This window comes from Embleya sp. NPDC059213 (genome assembly GCF_042754445.1).
Lineage (GTDB): Bacteria > Actinomycetota > Actinomycetes > Streptomycetales > Streptomycetaceae > Embleya.
In genome coordinates this window covers 44,743-64,834 of the sequence record NZ_JBHZAV010000041.1, presented here as the reverse complement: position 1 = coordinate 64,834, position 20,092 = coordinate 44,743, and the positions used below count along the sequence as shown (strand labels likewise).

The 20,092-nt window shown below is 72.5% G+C and carries 20 protein-coding genes and 1 riboswitch; of the genes, 11 read left to right on the top strand and 9 right to left on the bottom strand.

Annotated features, from left to right (window positions below; all coding sequences use genetic code 11):
• Nucleotides 1-114 precede the first annotated feature (114 nt).
• The gene (locus tag ACFXMF_RS17810; RefSeq protein WP_379992461.1) at nucleotides 115-1,602 is read left to right on the top strand and encodes a phytoene desaturase family protein; all 1,488 of its coding nucleotides are present in this window, start codon (nucleotides 115-117) and stop codon (nucleotides 1,600-1,602) included.
• A 24-nt stretch (nucleotides 1,603-1,626) separates the two neighbouring features.
• On the opposite strand, the gene ACFXMF_RS17805 is transcribed toward ACFXMF_RS17810, so the two are convergent.
• Entirely contained in the window at nucleotides 1,627-1,920 is a 294-nt protein-coding gene (locus tag ACFXMF_RS17805; protein WP_360305030.1) for a hypothetical protein, read from the bottom strand.
• A 72-nt stretch (nucleotides 1,921-1,992) separates the two neighbouring features.
• Entirely contained in the window at nucleotides 1,993-2,970 is a 978-nt protein-coding gene (metF, locus tag ACFXMF_RS17800; RefSeq protein WP_360305028.1) for a methylenetetrahydrofolate reductase [NAD(P)H], read from the bottom strand.
• A gap of 144 nt (nucleotides 2,971-3,114) precedes the next feature.
• Between metF and ACFXMF_RS17795 the strand changes: the two genes are divergently transcribed.
• Nucleotides 3,115-4,206, top strand: a complete 1,092-nt coding sequence (locus ACFXMF_RS17795) for a polyprenyl synthetase family protein (protein ID WP_360305026.1) — start codon at nucleotides 3,115-3,117, stop codon at nucleotides 4,204-4,206.
• Nucleotides 4,207-4,696: 490 nt separating this feature from the next.
• Here the strand turns inward: ACFXMF_RS17795 and ACFXMF_RS17790 are convergent, their stop codons facing one another.
• From ACFXMF_RS17790 to ACFXMF_RS17775, 4 genes are all read right to left on the bottom strand, one after another.
• Nucleotides 4,697-5,179, bottom strand: coding sequence for a ribonuclease domain-containing protein (locus ACFXMF_RS17790; RefSeq protein WP_379992458.1), 483 nt, complete (start codon nucleotides 5,177-5,179; stop codon nucleotides 4,697-4,699).
• A 162-nt stretch (nucleotides 5,180-5,341) separates the two neighbouring features.
• A complete protein-coding gene (thiE, locus tag ACFXMF_RS17785) occupies nucleotides 5,342-5,986 on the bottom strand; it encodes a thiamine phosphate synthase (RefSeq protein ID WP_360305022.1) in 645 nt (214 codons plus the stop codon).
• A gap of 10 nt (nucleotides 5,987-5,996) precedes the next feature.
• Complete coding sequence (locus tag ACFXMF_RS17780; RefSeq protein WP_360305020.1) at nucleotides 5,997-6,362, bottom strand: Rv2175c family DNA-binding protein; 366 nt, start codon at nucleotides 6,360-6,362, stop codon at nucleotides 5,997-5,999.
• A 69-nt stretch (nucleotides 6,363-6,431) separates the two neighbouring features.
• Nucleotides 6,432-7,616: an FAD-dependent oxidoreductase gene (locus tag ACFXMF_RS17775; RefSeq protein ID WP_360305018.1), complete on the bottom strand. Its 1,185-nt coding sequence runs from the start codon at nucleotides 7,614-7,616 to the stop codon at nucleotides 6,432-6,434.
• 114 nt (nucleotides 7,617-7,730) lie between these two features.
• Nucleotides 7,731-7,842, top strand: a riboswitch (TPP riboswitch).
• A gap of 10 nt (nucleotides 7,843-7,852) precedes the next feature.
• Between ACFXMF_RS17775 and thiO the strand changes: the two genes are divergently transcribed.
• From thiO to pknB, 4 genes are all read left to right on the top strand, one after another.
• A complete protein-coding gene (gene thiO / locus ACFXMF_RS17770) occupies nucleotides 7,853-9,016 on the top strand; it encodes a glycine oxidase ThiO (RefSeq protein WP_360305461.1) in 1,164 nt (387 codons plus the stop codon).
• The gene (gene thiS / locus ACFXMF_RS17765) at nucleotides 9,013-9,252 is read left to right on the top strand and encodes a sulfur carrier protein ThiS (protein WP_360305016.1); all 240 of its coding nucleotides are present in this window, start codon (nucleotides 9,013-9,015) and stop codon (nucleotides 9,250-9,252) included. Before thiO ends, thiS begins: the two co-directional genes overlap by 4 nt.
• A gap of 4 nt (nucleotides 9,253-9,256) precedes the next feature.
• On the top strand, nucleotides 9,257-10,060 hold the full coding sequence (locus tag ACFXMF_RS17760) for a thiazole synthase (RefSeq protein WP_360305014.1): 804 nt from the start codon (nucleotides 9,257-9,259) through the stop codon (nucleotides 10,058-10,060).
• A gap of 79 nt (nucleotides 10,061-10,139) precedes the next feature.
• Nucleotides 10,140-12,176 (top strand): Stk1 family PASTA domain-containing Ser/Thr kinase, encoded by a 2,037-nt coding sequence (gene pknB / locus ACFXMF_RS17755; protein WP_360305012.1) that lies wholly within the window; start codon nucleotides 10,140-10,142, stop codon nucleotides 12,174-12,176.
• Between the two features lie 103 nt (nucleotides 12,177-12,279).
• Here pknB and ACFXMF_RS17750 read toward each other — a convergent pair whose 3' ends face one another.
• Entirely contained in the window at nucleotides 12,280-12,924 is a 645-nt protein-coding gene (locus ACFXMF_RS17750) for a sulfite oxidase-like oxidoreductase (protein ID WP_360305010.1), read from the bottom strand.
• A 186-nt stretch (nucleotides 12,925-13,110) separates the two neighbouring features.
• Between ACFXMF_RS17750 and ACFXMF_RS17745 the strand changes: the two genes are divergently transcribed.
• From ACFXMF_RS17745 to ACFXMF_RS17730, 4 genes are all read left to right on the top strand, one after another.
• Entirely contained in the window at nucleotides 13,111-13,779 is a 669-nt protein-coding gene (locus ACFXMF_RS17745) for an RHS repeat-associated core domain-containing protein (RefSeq protein WP_379991943.1), read from the top strand.
• Nucleotides 13,776-14,249: a hypothetical protein gene (locus ACFXMF_RS17740; protein ID WP_379991942.1), complete on the top strand. Its 474-nt coding sequence runs from the start codon at nucleotides 13,776-13,778 to the stop codon at nucleotides 14,247-14,249. The genes ACFXMF_RS17745 and ACFXMF_RS17740 overlap by 4 nt, the downstream gene beginning before the upstream one ends.
• Nucleotides 14,250-14,409: 160 nt before the next feature.
• Nucleotides 14,410-14,892: a bacterioferritin gene (gene bfr, locus ACFXMF_RS17735; protein WP_360305004.1), complete on the top strand. Its 483-nt coding sequence runs from the start codon at nucleotides 14,410-14,412 to the stop codon at nucleotides 14,890-14,892.
• Nucleotides 14,893-15,059: 167 nt separating this feature from the next.
• The gene (locus tag ACFXMF_RS17730; protein ID WP_379991944.1) at nucleotides 15,060-15,380 is read left to right on the top strand and encodes a bacterioferritin-associated ferredoxin; all 321 of its coding nucleotides are present in this window, start codon (nucleotides 15,060-15,062) and stop codon (nucleotides 15,378-15,380) included.
• Nucleotides 15,381-15,399: 19 nt separating this feature from the next.
• Here ACFXMF_RS17730 and ACFXMF_RS17725 read toward each other — a convergent pair whose 3' ends face one another.
• Both ACFXMF_RS17725 and ACFXMF_RS17720 read right to left on the bottom strand, forming a co-directional pair.
• A complete protein-coding gene (locus ACFXMF_RS17725; protein WP_360305002.1) occupies nucleotides 15,400-16,425 on the bottom strand; it encodes a GntG family PLP-dependent aldolase in 1,026 nt (341 codons plus the stop codon).
• 76 nt (nucleotides 16,426-16,501) lie between these two features.
• On the bottom strand, nucleotides 16,502-17,836 hold the full coding sequence (locus ACFXMF_RS17720) for a class II 3-deoxy-7-phosphoheptulonate synthase (RefSeq protein ID WP_360305000.1): 1,335 nt from the start codon (nucleotides 17,834-17,836) through the stop codon (nucleotides 16,502-16,504).
• Between the two features lie 289 nt (nucleotides 17,837-18,125).
• On the opposite strand from ACFXMF_RS17720, the gene ACFXMF_RS17715 reads away from it, so the two are divergent.
• Nucleotides 18,126-19,988, top strand: a complete 1,863-nt coding sequence (locus ACFXMF_RS17715) for an anthranilate synthase family protein (RefSeq protein ID WP_360304998.1) — start codon at nucleotides 18,126-18,128, stop codon at nucleotides 19,986-19,988.
• Nucleotides 19,989-20,092: the final 104 nt, after the last annotated feature.

Sequence of the window (20,092 nt, the reverse complement as noted above, 5' to 3'; positions counted from 1 at the left end):
CCCCTCTTTTGGGTGTGGGGGGGGGCTGTTTTTTTTGTATACGAGCCGGGGGGGGGGGCATCGGGCGGGGGGGGGGGCCCCCACCCCCCGCACCTGCATATACGCTGTGCCACCGTGGCTCGCATCGTGGTGGTCGGCGCAGGTATGGGTGGATTGGCGGTAGCCGCTCGGCTGGCCACGCTTCGGCACGAGGTGACGATCTGCGAACGGTCCTCGACGACCGGCGGGGCGTCCGGGTCGATCGTCCGGGACGGCTTCACCTTCACCACCGGCCCCGGGCTGCTCACGCTGCCGGCCGTCTACCGTGACCTGTTCCTCAAGACCGGCGCCGCGATCGAGGACGTCGTGGACCTGGTCCCGATCGCCACCGCCACCCGGGAGTCCTTCGCCGCCGCGCACGGACCGCGCACCGTCGTCGACATCCCCAACGCGTCCCGATCCGGGACGCACGACGCGTTCGAGTCGGGCTTCGGGCCCGGTGCGGGCGACGACTGGCAGCGGCTGCTGCACCGGGCCGGCGAGATGTGGGGCGTCACCCGCAAGAGCCACTTCGAGGCGCCGCTGCTGGCCGACCCCGCCGGGCCGGCCGAGCGGCTGCGCAGCGCGGGCGGGCGGGCCGACCTGCGCACCACCGCGCCCTGGCGCTCGCTGCGCTCGCTCGGCCGGAGCGGGCTGGGCGACCCCCGGCTGCGCGCCCACCTCGAACGTTTCGCCGCCGAGGCGGGCTGCCACCCCGGCAAGGCGCCCGCGACGCTGGCCACGCTGCCCTACCTGGAGGAGACCTTCGGGGTGTGGTGGGTGCGCGGTGGCCTGCACCGGATGACCGAGGCGCTGCACGCGCGCTGTGTGCAGCGGAAGGTGCAGGTACGCACCGACACCGAGGTGACCACGATCGAGCGCGCGGGCGGCCGGGTGTCCGGCGTGCTGCTCGCCGACGGCGGCCGGCTGGACGCCGACATCGTGATCACCGACCTGCCCGTCGATCCCGGGACCGCCGGGCTGCTGCCGGGCTCGAAGACTCCCGGGGCGGGCCGGGTGCCCGCCTCCTCGGCGGTGCTCGAACTGCATCTCGCGCTGCGCGGTCGCGCTCCCGAGACGCCGCACCGCAGCTACCTGTTCGCGGACGACCCCGAGCGCGAGCCGGACCTGCTGTTCGCCGACCGCGCGACGCCGCCGGCGGATCCCACGCTGTGCGTGCTGGCTCCCGACGACGAGACGCTGGCCCCCGAGGGGCACAGCGCGTGGACGGTACAACTGCGCGTGCCCCGGCAGGGCCCGGTGGACTGGGAGTCGGCCGCCGTCCGGGACGACTGCGCGGCGAACGTGCTCGACCTGATGGCCCGGCGCGGCCTGGACGTACGCGACCGGGTGTTGTGGTCGGTGCTGCGCACCCCCGCCGACCTGGCCGGGCACACCGGCGCTCCGGGCGGCGAGGTGCCGGGCGCGGGTGCCGACGGTTGGCGGGCCGCGCCGCGTCGGGTGCCGAACCGGTCGGCCGTACCGGGCCTGTTCTCGGTCGGCGCGAGTGCCCACCCGGGCGGCGGCCTGACCCGGGTCGGCATGTCCGCCGCACTGGTGGCGGAGCTGATCGGGCGCGCCTAGGACGGCCGGCGGGCCGGAGGGGGCTCAGCGGGCCTTGGCTCGGCGGCCCTTCGGGCGGCGGCCGCTGATCGTCCAGCCGTGGTGGTACGCCTTGCGTACGTAGCGCGTGGTCAGGAACTGGCCGACGGCGAAGCAGAACACGCCGATGCCGATCAGCACCGGGTTCTTGATCCCCACGCCCGCGGCCACCCCGACGAAGCCGACGAAGGCGAGCACGCGGTAGCGAAACGGCGCGCCGTGTTGCCACAACACCTCGGTCAGCAACCACAGCCCGATCGGCACGAACAGGACGTAGAGCACCACCAGGCCGATCTGCACGGTCGCGATCCCTTCGTTACCGGCGCGTTGCCTCACCCTAGAGGGTGAACCGGCCGGCGGGGGCGAACCGGATCAGCCGGCTTGGCCCGATCCCTGGCCCGGGGTCACGCCCGAGGCCGCGCCCGAGCCCGTGCCCGATCCTTCGTGCAGTCCGAGGTTCTGGTAGATCTCGGTGGTCGCCGTGGACCGGTTCAAGGTGATGAAGTGCAACCCCGGCGCACCCTCGGCGAGCAGCCGCTCGGACATCCGGGTCGCGAACTCCACCCCGACCGCCCGCACCGCCGCCCGGTCGTCGGCGACCGCCGCGACCGCCTCCGCCAGGTCGGTCGGCACCGAGCAGCCGCTCAGCTCGTCCGCCCGCACCAGCGTGGTCGGGCTGGTGACCGGCATCACCTCGGGAATGATCGGGATGTCGCAGCCGGCCGCCGCGACCCGGTCGCGCAGTCGCAGGTAGTCCTCGACCCGGAAGAACATCTGGGTGATCGCGTAGTCGGCACCCGCGCGGCACTTGGCCACGAAGTGCCGGACGTCCTCGTCCCAGCTCGTCGAGCGCGGGTGCATCTCCGGGAACGCGGCGACGCCCACGCAGAAGTCGCCGGACGCGCGCAGCAGTTCGACCAGTTCGATCGCGTAGGTGAAGCCGTCCGGGTGGGCCACCCACTCGCCCTTGACGTCGCCCGGCGGGTCGCCGCGCAGCGCGAGCACGTTGCGCACACCCGCGTCGGCGTACTGGCCGATGATGTTGCGCAGCTCGGCGCGCGAATGGCCGACCGCGGTCAGGTGCCCCACCGGGGTGAGCGTGGTCTCGGTGGCGATCCGCTCGGTGGTGTCCACGGTCAGGCCCCGGCTGGACCCGCCCGCGCCGTAGGTGACCGAGACGAAGGTCGGCGCCAGTGCCTCGACCCGACGGATGGCGTCCCACAGGGTGCGGGTGCCCTGCTCCGTCCTGGGTGGCATGAACTCGAACGAGAAGGACCGGGTGCCGTTCGCGAGCAGATCGCGAATGGCCGGGGTTCGACTGATGCGAGTGGATGCGGCACCGAGAGACATGCACGCAGGTTATCGGGCGGTCGGGCCCGCGAGAACGGCTTCCCACAGGGCGAGACGACCGGACTGCTCCGGATGGCCGGGCCCACCGGGAGTTAGGCTTCCCCCTATTCCCTCATCGTTTCATCGCCCTCGACGGAAGACTCCATGGCTGCCGATTCCTTCCCCGTACACCCCCTGGACCGGGACGGGCTGCGGCAGCGCGTCAATGCCGCGCTCGGCGAGTTCATGGACCGTCAGGCCGAGGTGCTCGCCGCGGTGGGCCGAGGCATGGTCCCGGTCACCGAGGCGCTGACCGACTTCGTGCTCGACGGCGGCAAGCGGCTGCGGCCCGGCTTCTGTTATTGGGGGTGGCGCGGCATCGCGGGTCCGGCGGCCCCGGATGAGGCGATCGTGCGCGCGGCCACCGCGTTGGAGTTGCTCCAGGCCAGCGCGCTGATCCACGACGACCTGATGGACAGCAGCGACACCCGCCGGGGCAAGCCCGCCGTGCACCGGCGGTTCGAGGGCCTGCACGGCGCGAGCGGCTGGGTCGGCTCGGGCGAGTCGTTCGGCTCCGCCGCGGCGATCCTGCTCGGCGACCTGTGTCTGTCCTGGTGTGACGAGATGTTCGGCGCGAGCGGGGTGGACGACCGGGCGCTGCGGGCGGCCAAGCCGTTGTTCGACGTGATGCGCACCGAGGTGATGGCGGGGCAGTACCTCGACGTGCTGGAGCAGGCGATGGGCGGTGGCTCGGTCGAGCGCTCACGGCGCGTGATGCGGTTCAAGTCCGCCAAGTACACGATCGAGCGGCCCCTGCACGTGGGTGCCGCGCTGGCCGGTGCCGACGAGGCCGCCCTGGCCGCCTACTCCGCGTACGGGCTGCCGCTCGGTGAGGCGTTCCAACTGCGGGACGACGTGCTCGGCGTCTTCGGCGATCCCGACCGGACCGGCAAGCCCGCCGGGGACGACCTGCGGGAGGGCAAGCGCACCGTGCTGCTCGCGCTCGCCGGCGAGCGCGCCTCCCGCGCCCAGGCCGAGGTGCTGGACACGCTGATCGGGGATCCGGGACTGAGCGACATCGGCGTCAAGGAACTGCGCGTGGTGATCGAGGACACCGGTGCCCTCGCCGACGTGGAGACGATGATCACCGAGCTGACCGAGCGGGCCCTCGCCGCGCTGGCCGTCGCGCCGATCGCCGAGGACGCGCGCGAAGTCCTGCGCGAGTTGGCCGACGCCGCCACCGTGCGCAGCGTCTAGGCCGGTTCCTTCGGGCGGGCGGGCGACGGCGAACGGGGTGCCGGGCGGCGCGGACCGGGGCCGCGCGGACTCGGCCGCCGCACCCCGGTCGGGGTGTGGGTCGTGCGTCGGGTCGGCGTGCAGCGCCTGCGGCGGGTTGCGGCCGACCAGGTAGATCCCGCCGATCATCGCGGCCAACACCAGCAGCGGGAACAGCAGCGCGCCCCCGCCGTCCGATGCCGGGCCCGCGCGCCCGGGGCGGGCCGGGGGTGGGGCCGCGACGAGCCGGGGGCCGGGGATCAGCGGCTCCGGCGTGGGGTGCGGCGGCGGGTCGTGGTCGTGGGCATCCTCCGCGGACCCCGGACGGAGACGAACGTCGGGTGTGTCCATCTCGGCAGTCTGGCCGCTCGGTCCGCCCGGTTCGGCCGGAATGCGTCATCCGCGGGGTCGACCACCCGATCGGCCCCCACGTCCCGCCCCGGCGGAAATACCCCTGTCGCGACCCGCGTCGTCAGGGCAGCACGGCCACGAAGCTCGCGTAGTGGTCGTCGCTGTAGAAACGTTCGGCGTTCTTCCCGGTGACGATCCGGCGCGCGCCGCGATCGGCCGAGCCGGGCGTGCGGACCGTGTATTCGCGGTAGTGGCCGTCGGGTCGCGCCGGGAGCAGCTTCTCCCGGTTGCCGAAGACGATGCCGTCGCGCGGGTACGGGAACGGGCCGCCGGCCGCGATCAGCCGCAGCGTGTCGCGGGCCTCGGCCGGCAGTCGTGCGGCGGCGACGGTGCGCATCCCGGCGGGCACCCACGCGGGGCGCGCGGGCGTGGCTTCGGTGCGCTCGGGTGTGGCCGCGCGGGCGGTCGGGGCGGTCGGGGCCGGACCGGGCCCGGCGCCGCCGCCCGAGTCGCCGTCGCGGGTGAGCGTGAGGGCCAGGGCGAGCGCCGCGACGAGCGCGAGCAGCGCGAGTACGACGAGGTTGCGCCGCCGACCACCGGACATATCCGGCATCCTGCCGGCTCGGCCTCCGCGCGGCGGCGATCTCGGCGGCGTGGGCGCCCGATGGCACCCGAACCGCCCAGGCGACCGGGCCGGCGCCCCGGCCCCGCCCTCGGCCCCGCCCTCGGCCCCGCCCTCGGACCCGGGCGCGGCCCGGGTGCCGGGTCAGCGTGCGGAGAGTCGCCGGACGAATTCCGCCGTCGCCTCGGCCGGATCCGCGGCCTCGGTGATCGCGCGCACGACCACCACCCGCTCCGCGCCCGCGGCCAGCACCTCGTCGAGGTTGCCCAGGTCGATGCCGCCGATCGCGAACCACGGTCGGGTCGGCCGCAGCGCCGCGGTGTACCGGACCAGGCCCAGGCCCGGCGCGGATCGGCCCGGCTTGGTCGGGGTCGGCCAGACCGGCCCGGTGCAGAAGTAGTCCACCCCGGGCTCGACGATCGCCGCGTCCACCTCGGCCTCGGCGTGCGTGGATCGGCCGATCAGCACGTCGCCGCCGACGATCGCTCGCGCCGCCGGGACCGGCAGGTCGTCCTGGCCCAGGTGCAGCACGTCGGGGCCGATCGTGTGCGCGACATCCGCGCGGTCGTTGACCGCGAGCAGCTTGCCGTGCCGGCGACAGGCGTCCGCGAACACCTTCAGGTATTCGAGTTCGGGGCGGGCCTCCAGGCCCTTCTGCCGCAACTGCACGATGTCCACGCCCGCGCCGAGCACCGCGTCCAGGAACGCGGGCAGGTCGCCCTGGCGCTCCCGGGCGTCGGTGCACAGGTACAGACGGGCGGCGGCCAACCGTTCCTGACGGCTCGTCATCCGCGCGGCCTCAGATCGCCAGCGCCTGGGCGCGGCGACGCACCTCGGTCATCCGGTTCTCCTGCAACGCCTGCACCGGCGTACCGGGAAGCGTGTCGTCCGGGGTGAACAGCCACTCCAGCGCCTCCTCGTCGGTGAAGCCCGAGTCCGCGAGCAGGGTCAGCGTGCCGACCAGGCCCTTGACGATGGTGGCGCCCTGGAAGAAGTCTGCGGGCACCTGGAGGGCCCGGTGTTCGCCGCGGCGCACGGCCAGGAACTTGCGCTCCTTGAGCTGCTGGCGGACCTTGAGGATGTCCACGCCGAGGATCTCGGCGATGTCGGGGAGTGTCACCCAGGCGGGGACGAGGGCTTCTGTTTTGGCGTCGATCTCGCTCACCCGGCCAAGTTTAGGTTCAGCGCCCGGTCCCGACCGCCGGCGCCCGGCGGTGGGACCGGCGCCGGGCCGTCAGAGCGCGACCGACTTGAGCGGGTTCTCCGGGTCGGCGAACCGCTCCCGGTCCACCGGGGTGCCCAGTTGCACGAGCTTGCGGCCCTGGGCCAGGTCGCGCGGTCGGGCGACGGCGAGCAGCGCCACCAGCCGGTCGCCGGCGAACCAGCCCGCGGTCCACTTGCCGTCCTCGTCCGCGCCCCGGAAGACCAGTTCGTCGCTCGCGCCGTGCCGGCCGACGTACTGGACCATCCGGCCGAACTGGTCGGACCAGAAGTAGGGGACCGGGTCGTACGCCTGGTCGCCGCCGAGCAGGTTGGCCACCAGCACGCGCGGCGCCTGGAGCGCGTTGTCCCAGTGTTCGACGTTCATCCGGGTGCCGTAGCGGGCGGACGGGAAGTCCACGCAGTCGCCGACCGCGTATACCCCGGGCATCGAGGTGGCCAGGTGGTCGTCCACCTCGACGAAGCCGCGCTCGTTGCGGGTCACGCCGGAGTCGGCCAGCCACTCGGTGGCCGGGCGCACCCCGATGCCGACCACGATCGCGTCGGCGCGCAGCCGGCGGCCGTCGGTCAGGTGCACCGCGCCCGCCTCCAGCCGATCCACCCGCGCGCCCACCAGCAGTTCCACGCCGGCCTCGGCGTACCACGGCACGAACCGGGCGCCGACGGCCTCCGGGAAGGGTCCGGCGAGCGGGGTGGGCAGGGCCTCGACCACGGTGGTCGGGCAACCGGCGGCGGCCGCGGCGGTGGCCACCTCGGCGCCGATCCAGCCCGCGCCGACGATCACCACGTGGGCGCCGGGCACCAGTGCGGCGCGCAGCGCGCGGGCGTCGTCGATGGTGCGCAGCACGTGCACGCCGGGGACCTCGGCGGCGCCGGGCAGGTCGATCACACGCGAGCCGGTCGCGATCACCAGTCGGTCGAAGGCGATCTCGCCCGCGTCGGTGTCCACCACGCCCGGGCGCAGTCCGGTCGCGGTGCGGCCGAACAACACCTCGGTCTCCAGCGCGGCCCAGTCCGCCTCGAAGGACGTGTCGTCGGTCTTGCCGCCGAGCACCTCCTTCGACAGCGGCGGCCGGTCGTACGGCGCGTGCGCCTCGGCCCCGAGCAGGGTGACGCGACCGGTGTACCCCTGGTCCCGCAGCGCCACCACGGTTTGCAGGCCGGCCATGCCGGCGCCCACGACGAGCACGTTGTCCATGAAGGGCACCCTATGACGCGGCCCGAGACCGCCGACGCGCAGGGTCTTGACTCAGTCAAGGACATCGTCGGCGTACTCGGGCGCTCCCGGGCACCGGAAACCGGTGTCGTAGTGTGGAGAGGTCACGGGAGCCCGGTGAGACCGGGCTGAGAGGGGGGCTGCGAGCCCCCGACCGTCCGAACCTGATCCGGGTCATACCGGCGAAGGGAGTTCTTCTCACCATGGCCGGACCCACCATGTCCGAGCACCCCACCGATGTCGTCGTGGTCGGCGCGGGCGTCGTCGGACTGTCCGTCGCCTGGCGCGCCCGCACCCGCCACGGACTCTCGGTCACCGTCGTCGACCCGACCCCGGGCCGAGGTGCCTCGCACGCCGCCGCCGGCATGCTCACCCCCGTCTCCGAACTCCAGTACGGCGAGGAGAGCCTGCTCCGGCTGAGCATCGAATCGGCCCGGCGCTACCCCGAGTTCGCGGCCGAACTGGCCGAGGCCGCGGACCTGCCCTCGGGCTACCGCGCGTGCGGCACGATCGCGGTCGCGCTGGACGCGGACGACCGGGCCGTCCTCAAGGACCTGCACGCCTACCAGCAACGACTGGGCCTGCAATCGTCCTGGCTGACCAGCCGCGAGTGCCGGCGGCTCGAACCGATGTTGTCCCCGGCGATCACCGGTGGCCTGCACGTCGAGGACGACCACCAGATCGACAACCGTCGGCTGGTCGCGGCGCTGCTCGCGGCCTGCGCCCGGGCCGGCGTCGCCTTCGTGCGCGAGGGCGTCGAGCGGGTCCTGGTCGCCGACGAGCGCGCGTACGGCGTGCGTACGGTCGGCGGACGCGACCTGCTCGCGGACCAGGTGTTGCTCGCGGCCGGTTGCCGTTCGGCGCTGATCCCGGGCCTGCCGCCCGAGGTGGTCCCGCCGGTGCGGCCGGTCAAGGGCGAGATCCTGCGGCTGAAGGTACCGCCGGCGCTGCTGCCGCTGCTGTCCCGCAACGTTCGCGGCGTGGTCAAGGGCGGCAGCATGTACCTGGTCCCGCGCGCGGACGGCGAACTGGTGATCGGCGCGACCGAGCACGAACTCGGCCACGACACCGAGGTGACCGCGGGCGGCGTGTACGAACTCCTGCGCGACGCACACGAACTCGTCCCCGGCATCACCGAGCTGCCGCTGGTCGAGACGCTCGCGGGGCTGCGCCCCGGCAGCCCGGACAACGCGCCGATCCTGGGCCGCTCCGCGCTGCCCGGCCTGGTGGTGGCCACCGGGCACTACCGGCACGGCATCCTGCTCACCCCGATCACCGCCGACACCGTGGCGGAGATCCTCGCGCACGGCACCACCCCCGAACTCGTCGCGCCGTTCGGGCCCGACCGCTTCGCGACCGCCGCCCGGAAGGTGATGGCATGAACGACACCGAGGTCCCCGTCGGCGGCACCGACGGCATCGAGGTCCGCGTCAACGGCGACCGGCGCCACGTCGCCACCGGCACCACCGTCGCCGAACTCGTGGCCACGCTGACCACCGCCGCCAAGGGCGTCGCGGTCGCGGTGGACGAGTCGGTGGTGCCGCGCGGGGCGTGGGCCGAGACCGTGCTCGACGCGGGCAGCCGCGTCGAGGTGCTGACCGCCGTCCAGGGAGGGTGACGGCATGGCCGACGACAAGGAAGACAAGCTGACGATCGCCGGGGAGTCCTTCACCTCGCGACTGATCACCGGGACCGGTGGCGCGCCGAGCCTGGAGATCCTGGAGCAGGCGCTGATCGCCTCGGGCACCGAGATCACCACCGTGGCGATGCGCCGGGTGGACCCGGGAACCGCGGGCTCGGTGCTGGACGTGCTGCGCCGGCTGGGCATCCGGGTGTTGCCGAACACCGCCGGGTGTTTCACCTCGGGCGAGGCGGTGCTGACCGCACGGTTGGCCCGCGAGGCGCTGGAGACCGACTGGGTCAAGCTCGAAGTGGTGGCCGACGAACGCACGTTGTTGCCCGACGGGGTGGAACTCGTGGACGCCGCCGAACGGCTGGTCGACGACGGCTTCCGGGTGCTGGCCTACACCAACGACGACCCGGTGCTCGCCCGCCGGCTCGAACAGGTGGGCTGCGCGGCGGTGATGCCGCTCGGCTCGCCGATCGGCTCGGGCCTGGGCATCCGCAACCCGCACAACATCCGGCTGATCACCGAGCAGGCCGGTGTCCCCGTGGTGCTGGACGCGGGGCTCGGCACCGCCTCGGACGCGGCGCTCGCGATGGAGTTGGGCTGCGACGCGGTGATGCTGGCGACGGCGGTCACCCGGGCGCAGTCGCCGCGGTTGATGGCCGAGGCGATGCGGTACGCGGTGGACGGCGGTCGGCTGGCGTACCGCGCCGGGCGGATTCCGATGCGTCATCATGCGCACGCGTCGTCACCGATGGCCGGCATGCTGGAGGCGAGCCCCGAACACCCCGCCTTCTGAGCCGCACACCGGCCGTCGGCGGGGAACCGAGGGGAAGACCGTCGGCGTCCACAGGACAGTGGACCCTACACTCCTGAACATGGACACGACCTTGAACGATCCGCTCGTCGGGCGGCTGCTCGACGGTCGATACCGGGTCGATGCCCGAGTTGCCGCGGGTGGCATGGCCACGGTGTACCGGGCCCTCGACACCCGACTCGACCGCACCGTCGCCCTCAAGGTGATGCACGCCGGGCTCGCCCAGGACCCCGAGTTCACCCGCCGCTTCATCCTGGAGGCGAAGGCCGCCGCGCGGCTGTCGCATCCCAACGTGGTCAACGTCTTCGACCAGGGCACCGACGGCGCCGTCGCGTACCTGGCGATGGAATACGTCGAGGGCCGCACGCTGCGCGAGTTGCTCCAGGATCTGGGCAACATGACCCCGCGCGAGGCGTTCGGGGTGCTGGAGCCGATGCTGGCCGCGCTCTCCGCCGCGCACCGGGCGGGCTTCGTGCACCGTGACGTCAAGCCGGAGAACGTACTGATCTCCGACGACGGCGGGATCAAGCTCGGCGACTTCGGGCTGGCCCGCGCGACCACCACGACCGCGACCGCCGCGACCGGCAAGGTCCTGGTCGGTACGGTCGCCTACCTCGCCCCCGAACAGGTCGAGCGCGGCGAGTCCACCCCGCGCTCGGACGTCTACGCGGCGGGTGTGGTGCTCTACGAGATGCTCACCGGCCGGCAGCCCCATCACGGCTCGACCGCGGTCGAGGTGATCTACAAGCACGTGCACGCCGACGTGCCGCCGCCCTCGCTCGCGGTGCCGGGTCTGTCGCACGCGTTGGACACGCTGGTGCGCGCGGCCACCGTGCGCGACCCCGAGCACCGGCCGAACGACGCCGAGACGCTGCTCACCCTGGTCCGCCGGACCCGGCACGCGATGCCGGACGCGGACCTGGACTTCGGCGCGGCGCTGCGCCTGCCGCCGCCGCCCGAGCCGATCCACGACAACGCCACCAGCGTGTTCCGCGCGGGCGAGGTGCTGCTGCCGCCGCACCTGGCACCGCTGGGCCTGAGCGTGGACTCGACCCAGGACGAACAGTCGCGCTACGGGGCCTACGACGACTCCTATCCGGCGGAGCACCACGAATACGCGCCGACCGCCGAGGGCGCCCCGCCGCCGCCGGACGCGCCGGGCGGCGGATATCCGCAGCAGCCCGCGCTGCCCGGTCGGCGCCGCCGGCGGGCCCCCTCGCGCGGGATGATCGTGCTCGCCATCGTGCTGCTGGTCGCCGCCGCGATCGGCGGCGGCGCGTGGTGGTACGGCTCGGGCCGGTACTCCGACGTTCCGGGCGTGCTGAACATGACCCAGGCCGACGCGGAGAAGCGACTCAAGGGGGCCGACCTCAAGGTCTCCTACGACGGCGACGGGGAGTTCAGCGAGACGATCGCCAAGGGCTCGGTGATGTCCACCGACCCGGCGCCCGGCAAGAAGGTGCTCAGCGGCTCGACGGTGAAGGTCAAGCTGTCCAAGGGTCCCGAACGGCACGTGGTGCCCACCCTGGTGAACCTCAAGGTGGAGGAGGCCCGGAAGGCGCTCGCCGACGCGGCCCTGAAGCCGGGCACCGAGACCCCGGTGGCGAGCCCCAAGCCGCCCGGCACCGTGGTGGGCAGCCAACCCGCCGTCGGCGAGCAACTCCAGCGGGACAGCGTGGTCGCGCTGATGGTCAGCCGGGGCCCGGACACCGTGGTGCCGGACCTGACCGGGCTGAGCCTGGACGAGGCCAAGGCCAGGTTCCTGCCCACGACCGGGGTGACCGTCGAGGCGGATCCGACCCAGCAGTTCTCGGACACGGTGCCGGTGGGCCGGATCATGTCCTCCACTCCGGGCACCAACGCGAGCGTGCCGTTCGGTACCAAGATCACCGTGGTGCTGTCCAAGGGTCCGGACCTGGTCCAGGTCCCGACGGTGACCGGGATGAACCCGGACGACGCGGGTCGCGCGCTGCAGGCCGTCGGGCTGCGGGTCAACAACCGGATGATCCCGCTGATCCCGGCGAACGTCGGCAAGCAGGACCCGGCGGCGGGCTCGATGGTCAAGCGCAACAGCGAGGTGTTCATCTCGAACTTCTAGTGCGCCCCGCCGAGCCGCCGACGCGGCACGGCACGTGCGAAGGCCCCACTCCGATTCACTCGGGTGGGGCCTTCGTAGGTACGGGGCGCGGTCTCCGGGCGACTCAGGTCAGCGCCGGACCCTCACCGCTCTCCTCCTGGTAGGAGTAGCGCTGCTCCTGCCACGGGTCACCGATGTTGTGGTAGCCCCGCTCCTCCCAGAAACCGCGCTTGTCGGCCACCATGTACTCGATCCCGCGCACCCATTTGGGGCCCTTCCAGGCGTACAGGTGCGGCACGATCAACCGGACCGGGAAGCCGTGCTCGGCGGTCAGCGGCTCGCCGTTGTGGTGGGTGGCCAGGATGGTCTGATCGTTCGCGAAGTCGAACATCCGCAGGTTCGAGCTGAAGCCGTACTCCGCCCACACCATCGCGTGGGTGACCTCCGGGGCGGGCGGGGCGATCTCCAGCAGCTTGGCGATGGTCAGCCCGCTCCACTCGTTGCCGAGCATGCTGAACTTGGTCACGCAATGAAAGTCGGCGATCACGGTGTCGTGCGGCAGCGCCGAGAACTCGTCGTAGTTCCAGCAGTGCTTGTCCCCCGAGGCGGTCGCACCGAAGACGCGAAAGTCCCATATCTCGGGCTTGAACCGCGGAACCGGTCCGTAGTGCAGAACGGGCCATCCGCGCTGGATGCGTTGGCCCGGCGGAAGTCGCGGATCGCGGTCCGGAGCCTCGGTCCCACCTTGTGCCGCTTCCGTATGCCCCATACCTCACATGGTCCCAGACGCCCCGACCGGCCAACGACCGCCCCTACCACACCCTTGGTCACCGACGGTCACCATTCGTGATCCCGAGGTCGGCACTTCGCCCCCGGCACCCTCCGACCGGGAACGCATCGCGTCCTGACCCAGGCGTGCGCCCGACCGGGCACCGCGCCGGATCGCTTCCACCTGGTGGCGAGCGATCCCGCGGGCACTCCCGAGGAGTACCTGGACGCCGACGGGGTCGGCGTCCGGGCGCCGGCGCACAACCTCTGGGGTGCGCCTGCGGACTCCGCCGCCGCGAGCGACGACTTCCCGATCCGGTTCGCCGGACAACATCACGACGCGGAGACCGGTCACCACTACAACTTCCAGCGCTACTACGACCCGGAGAGCGCGCGATATCTGTCCGCGGATCCGCTGGGCCTGGCCCCGGGACCGAATCCGTACGCCTACGTGGCCAACCCGATGTCCGGGATCGACCCCCTCGGCCTGGTGGAATGCCCGGCCGTCGGCTTCACCGAGGACACCGTGGGTACGGCGTTCGACGGCATGCGCGGCGGCGGCGGTCACGCCATTCGGCATCTGTTCGGCGAGAGGGACGGCCCCAGCGTGTTGCCGAACAAGGGCAGCCCGGACGCGAAGATGAAGGCGTTCCAGGAGGCCGCCACGCCGATCCTGACCCATCCGACGAAGACGTTCGACTGGCGGATGGGCGATGCCATGACGAAGGCGTTCGCCGGCAAGGTGAACGGGCGCGACGTCGTAATATTCGTCGCCAAGGACGGGCCGTACGCGGGGAAGGTCATCTCCGCCGTCGCTCCGGATGCCGCCAAGGCCGCACTGTGGGGGCTGTCGTGAACGAATTGGAACAGGCGCTGCGCTGGGACGGCGTGGACGCGATGGTCAGCCTCTTCGCGGTCCACCCGCGAACGGCGCCCGCGGTCGCCGGCCCGCTCGTGCCGGACCCGGCTCCGGTCGCCGTCGGCGTGCATGTGCTGCACGACGCGGACGCGGTGTTGCCCGGCCTGGTCGTCGTCGAGTGCGATCTCACCTACGAGCGGCTGCCCGCGGACCTGGCCGCGCTGCTCACCGGGATCCTGGAGCAGGCGTGCGCCGACGGCGCGGTGCTCGCCTGGCTGGGGTTCGAGGGGTCGTTCCACTTCGAGCACCTGCTCACCGCCGACATCGCGGATCAGATCTACGGCGTCTGCTCGAACGACCTGGGCCCCCGCCTGGCGCCGACCCGGGCGGTTCGGCGGGACGAGCACTGGCGAACCACGATCTCGACCTACCGGGAAATCCTCCGGGGAAGTGGGCGAGCGCGCTGAGCACGGCGGCCCCGCCGAGTGGGACATGTTCGACATCGGAAGGCAAGGCTGCCCTTCGTGGCGGAAGTGCTACCAAAAGTGACAGGATTCGAAGGAAACTCCTGCCTCTTGCGCGCTCGGGGTTCCCCCGTGTCCCACCCACACCGAAAGGTGCGTCGCGATGCACAGTGACCCGCAGATCATCGAGCTTCTGAACGAACAGCTCACCGCGGAGCTCACCGCGATCAATCAGTACTTCCTGCACGCGAAGATGCAGGAGCACCGGGGCTACATCAAGCTCGCGGCCTGGACGCGCCACGAGTCGATCGACGAGATGAAGCACGCCGAGAAGCTCACCGACCGCATCCTGATGCTGGAGGGGCTGCCGAACTACCAGCGGCTGAACGCGCTGCGGATCGGCCAGAACCTGGAGGAGATGTTCCGCGCCGACCTGGCGGTCGAGATGGAGGCCGTCGAGCGGCTGCGGCGCGGCATCCCGTTGATGCGCGAGAAGGGCGACGCGACCTCGGCCAACATCTTCGAGGACATCCTCGCCGACGAGGAAGAGCACGTCGACTACCTGGAGACGCAGCTCGGCCTGCTCTCCGAGGTGGGCGAGCAGCTCTACATCGCGGGCCTGCTCAAGCAGCCGAACGAGAGCTGACCGCGCGCCGGGACACCCTTCGCGGGACGCGTCGCGGACACCGCGACCCCCATCCGGACAACCGGCCGGATTGTGTCACCGATCACCCGGTATTCCCCCCGGCGAGCGCTGAGGTTACCCTTACCTAAGTAGCCTCGCCGCTGGGGGGAATCTCCGTGTACGTCTGCATGTGTTTCGGTGTCACCGACAAACAGGTGAACGACCGGATTGCCGATGGCGCGCGCAGCATGCGTGAGATAGCCCAGTCCTGCGGCGGTGCCGGCACCGACTGCGGGCGTTGCGTCAAGAGCATCACCGCGATGTTGCCCCGGGACGAGTCGCGTCGCCGCCGTCGCGAGTCGTGCGGCGAGGCCGAGACCTGCGCGACGACCGCGTGCTCCGGCGCCCCCGCCGTCGAGCCGGTCGCCCTGCCGATGCCCACGGTCGCCGTCGCGGCCGCGGCCGTGCCGGACAACGTGATCCCGCTGCGCCGACACACCGCCGCCTGAGCCCGCCGCCGGCCGGCTTTCAGCCCTTCGCCGCCTGCGCGATCGCGGTCGCGGCCCGCGCGCACCCGGCCGCGTCCACATCCATGTGGGTGACCAGCCGGATCAGCCGAGGCCCGAACGCCGACACCAGCACCCCCTCCGCCCGGCAGCGCTCCGCCACCGCGGCCGCGTCCGGCTGCCCCTCGCCCAGTTCGACCAGCACGATGTTGGTCTCCGGGTCGACCACCACGAAGCCCGCGTCGCGCAGCCGATCGGCCAGCTCCCGCGCGTGCTCGTGGTCCTCGGCCAGTCGCTCGACGTGGTGCCGCAGCGCGTACAACCCGCCCGCCGCCAGGATGCCCGCCTGCCGCATCCCGCCGCCCATCCGGTGCCGCATCCGCCGCGCCTCGGCCTCGTACTCGGCGGGCAGCAGTACCACCGAGCCGGCCGGGGCGCCCAGACCCTTGGACAGACACACGCTGAGCGTGTCGAACAGCGCCCCGTACGCCCGCAGCGGCGTGCCGGTCGCCACGTGCGCGTTCCAGATCCGCGCGCCGTCACAGTGCAGCGGCAGGTCGTGGCCGTGCACCAGGTCGCGGATCGCGGTCAGTTGCTCCAGCGGGTAGACCGAACCGCCGCCCCGGTTGTGCGTCTGCTCGACCGCGACCAGGTCGGTACCCACGGTGTACGGGTTCCCGACCCGGATCAGCCGGGCCAGGTCGGCGACCTCCAGCAGGCCGCGTGGGCTCAGCGTGGTCCGGGTCTGCACGCCGCCGTGCCAGGCCGCCGCCGCGTCCTCGTGCGCGACGATGTGCGCGTCGGCGTCCAGGACCAGTTCACCGCCCGCCGGCACGGACAGCCGCACGGCGAGCTGATTGGCCATCACCCCGGTCGGCGCGAACAGCGCGAAGGAGTGCCCGAACAGGTCGGCCACGTATTCCTCCAGCGCCCGGACGGTGGGGTCCTCGGCGTATACGTCGTCGCCGACCTCGGCGTTCGACATCGCCGCGCGCATCGCGGGGCCGGGCTTGGTGACGGTGTCGCTGCGCAGGTCGGTGAAGGTCATACCGGCAGCATTCCAGACGCGCCGAAGGGCGGACCCCGGGGAGGGTCCGCCCTTCGGCGATCACGTCGGCGCCGGATCAGCTCTTCCGGTACATCTCCGCGACCAGGAACGCGAGGTCGAGCGACTGGCTGCGGTTCAGCCGCGGGTCGCACGCCGTCTCGTAGCGCTGGTGCAGGTCGTCGACGAAGATCTCGTCGCCGCCGCCCACGCACTCGGTGACATCGTCGCCGGTGAGCTCGACGTGGATGCCGCCCGGGTGGGTGCCGAGCGCGCGGTGCACCTCGAAGAAGCCCTTGACCTCGTCCAAGACGTCGTCGAAGCGGCGGGTCTTGTGCCCGCTGGACGCCTCGAACGTGTTGCCGTGCATCGGGTCGGACACCCACACCGGCTGCGCGCCGGCCGCGGCCACCTTCTCCACCAGGGCCGGGAGGTTGTCCCGGACCTTGCCCGCGCCCATGCGCACGATGAAGGTCAGCCGGCCCGGCTCACGCTTGGGGTCCAGCTTGTCGATCAGCGCGAGCGCGTCCTCGGGCGAGGTGGTCGGGCCGAGCTTGACGCCGATCGGGTTGCGGATCCGGGACGCGAACTCCACGTGCGCGCCGTCCAGCTGCCGAGTGCGCTCGCCGATCCAGACCATGTGGCCGGACACGTCGTACAGGTCGCCGGTGCGCGAGTCCACCCGGGTCAGCGCGTCCTCGTAGTCCAGGATCAGCGCCTCGTGGCTGGCGTAGAACTCCACGGTGCGGAATTCCTCGGGGTCGGTCCCGCACGCGTGCATGAAGCGCATCGCGCCGTCGATCTCGGCCGCGAGCCGCTCGTAGCGCTCACCCGAGGGCGACAGCGCGACGAAGTCCTGATTCCAGGCATGCACCTGGCGCAGGTCCGCGTAGCCGCCCGTGGTGAACGCGCGCACCAGGTTCAGCGTCGCGGAGGACGAGTGGTACATGCGCTTGAGCCGCTCGGGGTCCGGGGTGCGCGCGGCCTCGGTGAAGGCCAGCTCGTTGACCGCGTCGCCCCGGTAGGACGGCAGGGTCACTCCGTCGCGGGTCTCCATGCCGCTGGAGCGCGGCTTGGAGTACTGCCCGGCCATCCGACCGACCTTGACCACCGGCACCGAGGCCGCGTAGGTCAGCACGACAGCCATCTGCAGCAGCGTCTTGAGCTTGTTCTTGATCGCGTCGGCGGTGTTGCCGACGAAGGTCTCCGCGCAGTCGCCGCCCTGGAGCAGGAACGCTTCGCCCTTCGCCACCGACGCGAGCCGACCACGAAGCTGGTCGCACTCGCCGGCAAAGACGAGCGGCGGATAGGAACGCAGGTCCGCGAGGGCGGAGCCCAGGGCCTCGTTGTCCGGCCACTCGGGCTGTTGGGCCGCCGGGAGGGTACGCCAGGATTCGATGTCGTTCAGGGTCACCGCTCAAGACTAAGCGGAGTGGCAACCCGATTGGACCCACCGCCCGGAGAGCGAGACGCCGACTCGGCCCGCCCGCTAGGCTGCGGCCGTGATTGCGATCGAATTCCATCGGAGTTTCTGGTGGCCCGTCCCTGCGGCGGCCCACTGACTTCGCGATCACCTTGACGATCCGACGGCCGCCCGGCAGGGCGGCCCTTTGTTTTTCCCGGACCGGGCGCTGCGCCCGGAAGCGGAGGACAACGGCGGATCGCCCGGTCGGGAGGGCGTCTCTTCCCACCGAGGAGCACCCATGCGCACCGCCGACGCCCTGTCCCCGCTGTTCTCCGCGGCCCCGCCGCCCTTCGCGCTGATCCGCCGCGAGCACTCGTCCGACGTCGAGCTGCTCACCGGCGAGATCGTCGACGTGGACGACCTCGCCGACCTCCCGCTGTCGCAGGCGGGCGGCCCCGGTCACGAATTGCTCGCCCTGGTGCCGTACGCGCAGATCCGCGAGCGCGGCTTCGAGTGCCACCGGGACGGCACGCCGCTGCGCTGCCTCCGGGTCACCGGACAACTGCGGCTGCCCCTTGACGAGGTACTGGCGGCGCTGCCGGACGGGCCGGTCGAGCTGCGCGGCGGCGGCTTCGACGTGGACGACGAGACCTACGCCACCATCGTCAAGCGGGTGATCCAGGACGAGATCGGCACCGGCGAGGGCGCCAACTTCGTCATCCGGCGCGACTACCGCGACCACATCCGGGGCTACACGCCGGCCACGGCGGGCACCCTGCTGCGCCGGCTGCTGACCCGGGAGAGCGGCGCCTACTGGACCTACCTGATCCACACCGGCGACCTCACCCTGATCGGCGCGAGCCCGGAGCGGCACGTCAGCTCGGTGGGCGGCGAGGTGGTGATGAATCCGATCAGCGGGACCTACCGGCATCCGGCCCAGGGGCCCTCGCGCGAGGGATTGCTGGCCTTCCTGCGCGATCCCAAGGAGATCGACGAGCTGTTCATGGTGGTCGACGAGGAGCTCAAGATGATGAGCGCGGTGTGCGACCTCGGCGGCGCGGTCGAGGGCCCGTTCCTCAAGCCGATGGGCCACCTCACGCACACCGAGTACCTGCTGCGCGGGATCACCTCGCACGACGTCGCCGAGGTGCTGCGCGGCACGATGTTCGCGCCGACGGTCACCGGCAGCCCGCTGGAGAACGCGTGCCGGGTGATCCGTCGACACGAGCCGACCGGGCGCGGCTACTACTCCGGCGTGCTCGCGCTGATCGGGCGCGACGACCTGGGCCGGCGCACGCTGGACGCGCCGATCCTGATCCGCACCGCGTACATCACCCCCGACGGCGCGCTGCGGGTGCCCGCGGGCGCCACCCTGGTCCGGCACTCCCGACCCGAGGACGAGGTCGCCGAGACGCACGCGAAGGCGGCCGGGGTGCTGGCCGCGCTCGGTGTGGTGCCCGCCGCCGAGCACACCACCGGCGCGACGCTCGCCACCGACCCCGAGGTGGGCGCGTTGTTGGCCGCGCGCAACACCGCGCTCGCGCCGTTCTGGCTGCGTCCGCGCGACGAGAGCGCGCTGCGCGCCCCCGAGCTGGCGGGCCGGCAGGTGCTCGTGGTGGACGGCGAGGACACCTTCACCGCGATGCTCGCCCACCTGCTGCGCACGCTCGGCCTGCGGGTGGAGGTCCGCTCGTACGACGACGTGACCTCGCGGCGGGTGCGCACCGCCGAGCTGGTCGTGCTCGGCCCCGGGCCGGGCGACCCGCGGGACGCGGCGCACCGCAAGATCCGGTTGATGGGCGCGCTGCTGCGGACCCGGCTGGACGCGAGCGGGCCGCTGCTCGCGGTCTGCCTGGGGCACCAGTTGTTGGCCCGCGAACTGGGCCTGGACCTGGTCCGCAAGGCGCGGCCGTATCAGGGCAAGCAGGTCGGCATCGACTTCTTCGGCCGGCCGGAACGGGTCGGCTTCTACAACGCGTTCGCGGCGGTGCGACCGGCCGCCGGCGTGCCCAACGTCGAGTTCGCGGCGGATCCGGAGAGCGGCCTGGTACACGCCCTGCGGTCGAGCCGGATGCGGCTCGCGGGCGTGCAGTTCCACCCGGAGTCGGTGCTCACCCACAACGGCCTGACCATCGTGCGGGAGTTGCTCGCCGGGCTGTGAGGCCGACTCCCGAAGCCGCCGCGCCCGGCCCGAAACGACCGGGTGCGGCGCTCGGGACCCGGCCGGCACCCGGCCCCGGCGTCGCACCGGCGTGCGACGATAAT

Excerpts from the sequence above, each read along its gene's own strand:
- metF (WP_360305028.1), bottom strand. The coding sequence starts at position 2,970 with ATGTCTCTCGGTGCCGCATCCACTCGCATCAGTCGAACCCCGGCCATT.
- ACFXMF_RS17795 (WP_360305026.1), top strand. The coding sequence starts at position 3,115 with ATGGCTGCCGATTCCTTCCCCGTACACCCCCTGGACCGGGACGGGCTG.
- ACFXMF_RS17790 (WP_379992458.1), bottom strand. The coding sequence starts at position 5,179 with ATGTCCGGTGGTCGGCGGCGCAACCTCGTCGTACTCGCGCTGCTCGCG.
- thiE (WP_360305022.1), bottom strand. The coding sequence starts at position 5,986 with ATGACGAGCCGTCAGGAACGGTTGGCCGCCGCCCGTCTGTACCTGTGC.
- ACFXMF_RS17775 (WP_360305018.1), bottom strand. The coding sequence starts at position 7,616 with ATGGACAACGTGCTCGTCGTGGGCGCCGGCATGGCCGGCCTGCAAACC.
- thiO (WP_360305461.1), top strand. The coding sequence starts at position 7,853 with ATGTCCGAGCACCCCACCGATGTCGTCGTGGTCGGCGCGGGCGTCGTC.
- thiS (WP_360305016.1), top strand. The coding sequence starts at position 9,013 with ATGAACGACACCGAGGTCCCCGTCGGCGGCACCGACGGCATCGAGGTC.
- ACFXMF_RS17760 (WP_360305014.1), top strand. The coding sequence starts at position 9,257 with ATGGCCGACGACAAGGAAGACAAGCTGACGATCGCCGGGGAGTCCTTC.
- pknB (WP_360305012.1), top strand. The coding sequence starts at position 10,140 with ATGGACACGACCTTGAACGATCCGCTCGTCGGGCGGCTGCTCGACGGT.
- ACFXMF_RS17750 (WP_360305010.1), bottom strand. The coding sequence starts at position 12,924 with ATGGGGCATACGGAAGCGGCACAAGGTGGGACCGAGGCTCCGGACCGC.
- bfr (WP_360305004.1), top strand. The coding sequence starts at position 14,410 with ATGCACAGTGACCCGCAGATCATCGAGCTTCTGAACGAACAGCTCACC.
- ACFXMF_RS17730 (WP_379991944.1), top strand. The coding sequence starts at position 15,060 with ATGTGTTTCGGTGTCACCGACAAACAGGTGAACGACCGGATTGCCGAT.
- ACFXMF_RS17725 (WP_360305002.1), bottom strand. The coding sequence starts at position 16,425 with ATGACCTTCACCGACCTGCGCAGCGACACCGTCACCAAGCCCGGCCCC.
- ACFXMF_RS17715 (WP_360304998.1), top strand. The coding sequence starts at position 18,126 with ATGCGCACCGCCGACGCCCTGTCCCCGCTGTTCTCCGCGGCCCCGCCG.